Genomic DNA, 3908 nt, shown 5'->3' on the forward strand with positions numbered 1-3908 from the left:
GTCGCCGGTGGCGGCGATGGCAGTGGCCTCCGTGCCCGCGGGCAGGTTGACCTCGACGGGTGTGCTGCGGTTGGTGGTGGTTCCGTCGCCCAACTCGCCGTCATCGTTTTCCCCCCAGGCCAGCAGGGTGTCCGACGCGGCACTGGTCGGTGCCGGCGTGTTCCGGGCGGCCGCAGGCCACACGCCAGCGACTGCCTGCGTGACTGTCACCGCCAACACCAGAGAGAACCAGCCGACGATGGCCCGACCCACCCGGCCGGCGCTTCGGCCTGGTCGCCGGCAGAATCTTCGCATCACTCCTACCTCCACGCAGGCAAGCATTGCCAATAGGACAGACGCTAGTGTCAACCAGCTATCCCACAAGGATGCGGAGAAACGCCCTTAAGCGGACATCCGGTTGACGTCGTCGGTCGACCGACGAGGAAGTGACGGGCGAGGGGCTGTTCAGTCGTCCCCGGGTCAGCCAACCCCCACACCTCTGACCCATCGATCTTCGTTACCCACTCTTGGGGTCATAACGTGGGCGGTCATAGATCAATGTGCTGTTCAACGATGGTGAGGTCGCCTGGCTCACCGAAGCGGAGTGTGGCGTGCGCTGGCTTGGCCGGGAAAGCTCGTAACTGCGGCTCCATTTCGGTGAAGAGTCGGGTGGCAACGCCGTCGGTGGCCCAGCAGGCGACGACGGGCGGCGGTGGTGCCGATGACGGCGCCCCTACCGTTGGCTGAATCTGATGCTGCGTCTCGAATGGCTGGACCTCGACTTGTGGCGTATCAGCAGGACACCGCACACCAGGCGGCCGTGTCATCGATCATGGAGGTATGCTTCACGTCTTGGACGACTCTTCCGGGTTGTCACCGAGAGCCGTCCGCTTCCTCAGACTTGCCGCAGAGCGGACATCGGTCGATCTGTCGAGCTGGCCCACGACAGACGAGCTGGGGTCGCTGCTGAGCCGGCTGCCGGACGTGGACGCCCAGGAAACGTTGACCCTGTTTCGGCGAGCGGCGGATCGGTACGGGGGCCTGCGGTACCGGAGCCGGGCATGGTCGTTCGAAGAGACCGTCACGTTCGTACTGTGTCCATGGGCAGCAGCCGACTACGGCCTCGAGGACCAGGACGCCATGGCCGACCTCATCGAGCACGACGTTGCCCACCCGTACGAGGTTTGGCTACGTGGCGACGGTAGCGTCGTCTATTGCTTCACGGGCCCACACTCAGCGCCGATAGTGCCCGTCTTCCCTGGCATCGACGCCATGCTCGAAGCCGAGGCTCTCTACCAGGAGTGCGCCACCTGGATTTCGGTATCGATCGACGACGCGCCAGGGCTAGCGGCGGTCGAGGCGCATGCCGTGCACCTCACTCCGATCCTGGAGGCGTGCGGATACACCGAGCGCTGGTGGGAGCAAGTCGGCTTCCGGCTGCACATTTGGAAAACGTTTGCCACCGTGTTCCCCGGCTCTAATGCCCGGTGGGCAATGTGGGCCCGAAACCGTTCGGGGGAACTCGCCGCTCGATCCTTCCTAACCCAGGCAAGGGCGCAGCTTCCTCGCCTGGTTATGTAACCTTCGCCGGTGGGCTTTGGGCGACGGGCTTTGAAACAGGCGACGGCCCGGGTTTGCCAAGATGTCCAGCGTGAGCCAACTCCCCGAGGACGTACGGGCGGTCTGTCGGTACTTTGCGTTCTACATCACGAACGGCACCCCTCGATTTCGAGCTCTTGAGGGTATCGACTACAGGTCATCCCTTCTGCAGTTTGGGTCGCCACTCGAACAAGTATTCGCGATCTTTACAAACGTACTTGACGTGCAGCCCGACGGTAGCGTCACCAACACAGGAGAGGCCATGTACCCGGCAGTTCAGTATGTGTGCCGGTACTGCGACCCGAGCTACATCATCGAACCCCCATTCGAAGATTGGGAAACTGAACTGGTGTAGTAGGAACGCAAGGACGAGGGTGTCTAGGGTGTGTAGCAGTGCGGTCCACCAAGCCAACTGCTCAGGTATTCGGACTGAATCGTGCCCGTTAGTAAGCCGACGAGGGTCGCCGAGAAGCCGGACTGGTACTGCTCCCAGTGCGGTCCTTCCTCCTTGAACACCACTGGCCAGTCGCCGGGGGCCACGCTGGGCTTGATGTGCCAAAAGAGCAGGTCGCCGTTGCCGGTGTGTCCCCACGAGATCAGGTTGTCACCGGGGTTGAACCAGGGTGGGACATCCGCGCGCTGCGGTTCCCACCACGACGAGTCGCCCAGGTGCCAGTCGCCGGAGTTGTTGCCAGGTCCGCCGAAGTCCAAGCGAACGCACCCGTGGGCCCAGGCGTTGTGCGGCAACAGGTCTGCCCAGTCGCGCGGTTCATTGGGGGGTGATGTGGCTATCAACGAGGCCGGCACCATAGGAGTTGATGAACCGCTTGTAATCCTGCGGAAGGATGACACCTACCAGACGCCAGCCTTCGGGGACTAGCTGGACAGACGTGACGAAGAAGCTCAGACGCTCGATACGCACAAGTAGCATGGTGCACGCTTGTGGTTTTTGCGGCCTGGCCACCGGGCGTGCATACGGGTATTAAGGTGCCGAGTCAGGCGGTGAGGGGGTGATTGCGAGGTGTGGGCCCACCTGTGAGTAGTCGGTCCAACCCAGCTGGGTGGCCTGCGCTCTCCTGTGCGTGGCGCTCTCGCCCCGGCTACGCGGACAGCAGCAGCGGTATCGTCAGCACATACGCCGCGAGCAGCACCGACCCTTCCGGGCGGGTGAGTGAGTAGCTCCGGCGGAGCAGCATCCACGCCGCCATCGCGGTCAGGCCCATCACCAGGACGAGTGCGACATTGGTGCCGGGGACGCTGCTCGGGGCGGCCAAGGCGATCACGGCACCGCCGACGAGGCTGTTGAACAGGTTGGAGCCGAACAGGTTGCCCACGAGCAGGTCCGACTCACCCTGTCGCTGGGCCTGAATCGTGGTGACCAGCTCCGGGAGTGAGGTACCCACCGCGACCAGGGTCATACCAATGATCAACTGGGGGACCCCCAGGTCGGTGGCGATGGCGGCGGCGTTGACGACCAGCAGCTGCGCCCCGGCCAGGACCCCGACGAGGCCGAGTACGGTGCGAACCGGCTCCCACCAGGCCAGCGGTTGCCGCTGCGTCGGCTCGGCACGACCAGCCGGGTCAACCGTGGTGTTCTCGTCCGCCACGTGCTCCACCACGTCCTGGGCCAGCGGGGTCGCTTCGCCCTGGCCCGCCCACCGGATCAGCAGCCAGAGCGCGCCAGCGGTGGCGACCAGCAGCACCGCACCGGTCATGGCCGTCAGTCCGGTCCAGGCCAGGAGGCCGAAGAGCAGCACTGCGCCGACCGCGAGCCGTGCCTCGCGGTAGATCACCGTCGACTTCACCGTGACCTTGGCGACCAGTGCGGCGACGCCGAGGACCATGGTCAGGTTGAGAATGTTGGAGCCCGCGATGTTGCCCAGGGCAATGCTTGTGTCGCCGCGGGCCGCAGCCACTCCGGAGACGAGCAGTTCCGGTGCCGAGGTGCCGAGACCGATCACCACGACGCCGACGACGACGGGTCTGATCCGTAGCCGGTGGGCGAGCCGGGAGGCACCGAGCACGAGGTGGTCGGCGGCCACCGTGAGCAGCAGCAGACCGGCGACGGCGAGGAGAATTCGGAAAATCATGATGGGCTCATGTGCGGCGTTGTCCTCGCTATCCCGTCGACTCGGCGCCCGGAGTACCGGAGCCCAACCTACTGCCTGGTCGGCCCGTGCGGGGTGTGGGCGGGTACGGCGGCGACGCGACCCGCTCCGGCCGGTTTGCGGAGGGGGCTAGTACTCCAGCAGGAGATCCGTTCGGACCTGCTGGAGCTGTGTGGTTTTGTCCGTGAGCATGGAGCAGCCACCGCTGAGTCTTGTGGTTGT

At 64.9% G+C, this 3908-nt stretch carries 5 protein-coding genes and 1 pseudogene; 2 read left to right on the forward strand and 4 right to left on the reverse strand.

All coding sequences use genetic code 11. The features are described 5' to 3' along the window. Positions 1 to 294 (reverse strand): annotated as a pseudogene (locus tag K228_RS26215) (RCC1 domain-containing protein); the annotation flags it as partial. A gap of 537 nt (positions 295 to 831) precedes the next feature. On the opposite strand from K228_RS26215, the gene K228_RS0124115 reads away from it, so the two are divergent. Both K228_RS0124115 and K228_RS30530 read left to right on the forward strand, forming a co-directional pair. Continuing rightward, complete coding sequence (locus K228_RS0124115; protein ID WP_245603590.1) at positions 832 to 1560, forward strand: hypothetical protein; 729 nt, start codon at positions 832 to 834, stop codon at positions 1558 to 1560. Between the two features lie 61 nt (positions 1561 to 1621). Further along, positions 1622 to 1933, forward strand: coding sequence for a DUF7677 family protein (locus K228_RS30530; RefSeq protein WP_080671698.1), 312 nt, complete (start codon positions 1622 to 1624; stop codon positions 1931 to 1933). A 23-nt stretch (positions 1934 to 1956) separates the two neighbouring features. Here K228_RS30530 and K228_RS26220 read toward each other — a convergent pair whose 3' ends face one another. The 3 genes from K228_RS26220 to K228_RS0124125 all read right to left on the reverse strand — a co-directional run bounded on the left by K228_RS26220 (position 1957) and on the right by K228_RS0124125 (position 3668). Next, positions 1957 to 2289, reverse strand: a complete 333-nt coding sequence (locus K228_RS26220; RefSeq protein ID WP_245603591.1) for a hypothetical protein — start codon at positions 2287 to 2289, stop codon at positions 1957 to 1959. A gap of 58 nt (positions 2290 to 2347) precedes the next feature. After that, positions 2348 to 2500, reverse strand: coding sequence for an SMI1/KNR4 family protein (locus tag K228_RS29925; RefSeq protein WP_245603592.1), 153 nt, complete (start codon positions 2498 to 2500; stop codon positions 2348 to 2350). 178 nt (positions 2501 to 2678) lie between these two features. After that, positions 2679 to 3668, reverse strand: a complete 990-nt coding sequence (locus K228_RS0124125) for a calcium/sodium antiporter (protein WP_025620677.1) — start codon at positions 3666 to 3668, stop codon at positions 2679 to 2681. Between the last annotated feature and the right edge of the window lie 240 nt (positions 3669 to 3908).

Origin of the sequence: Salinispora cortesiana (assembly GCF_000484695.1) — a bacterium.
Classification (GTDB): domain Bacteria; phylum Actinomycetota; class Actinomycetes; order Mycobacteriales; family Micromonosporaceae; genus Micromonospora; species Micromonospora cortesiana.

Excerpts from the sequence above, each read along its gene's own strand:
- K228_RS0124125 (WP_025620677.1), bottom strand. The coding sequence starts at position 3,668 with ATGATTTTCCGAATTCTCCTCGCCGTCGCCGGTCTGCTGCTGCTCACG.
- K228_RS30530 (WP_080671698.1), top strand. The coding sequence starts at position 1,622 with ATGTCCAGCGTGAGCCAACTCCCCGAGGACGTACGGGCGGTCTGTCGG.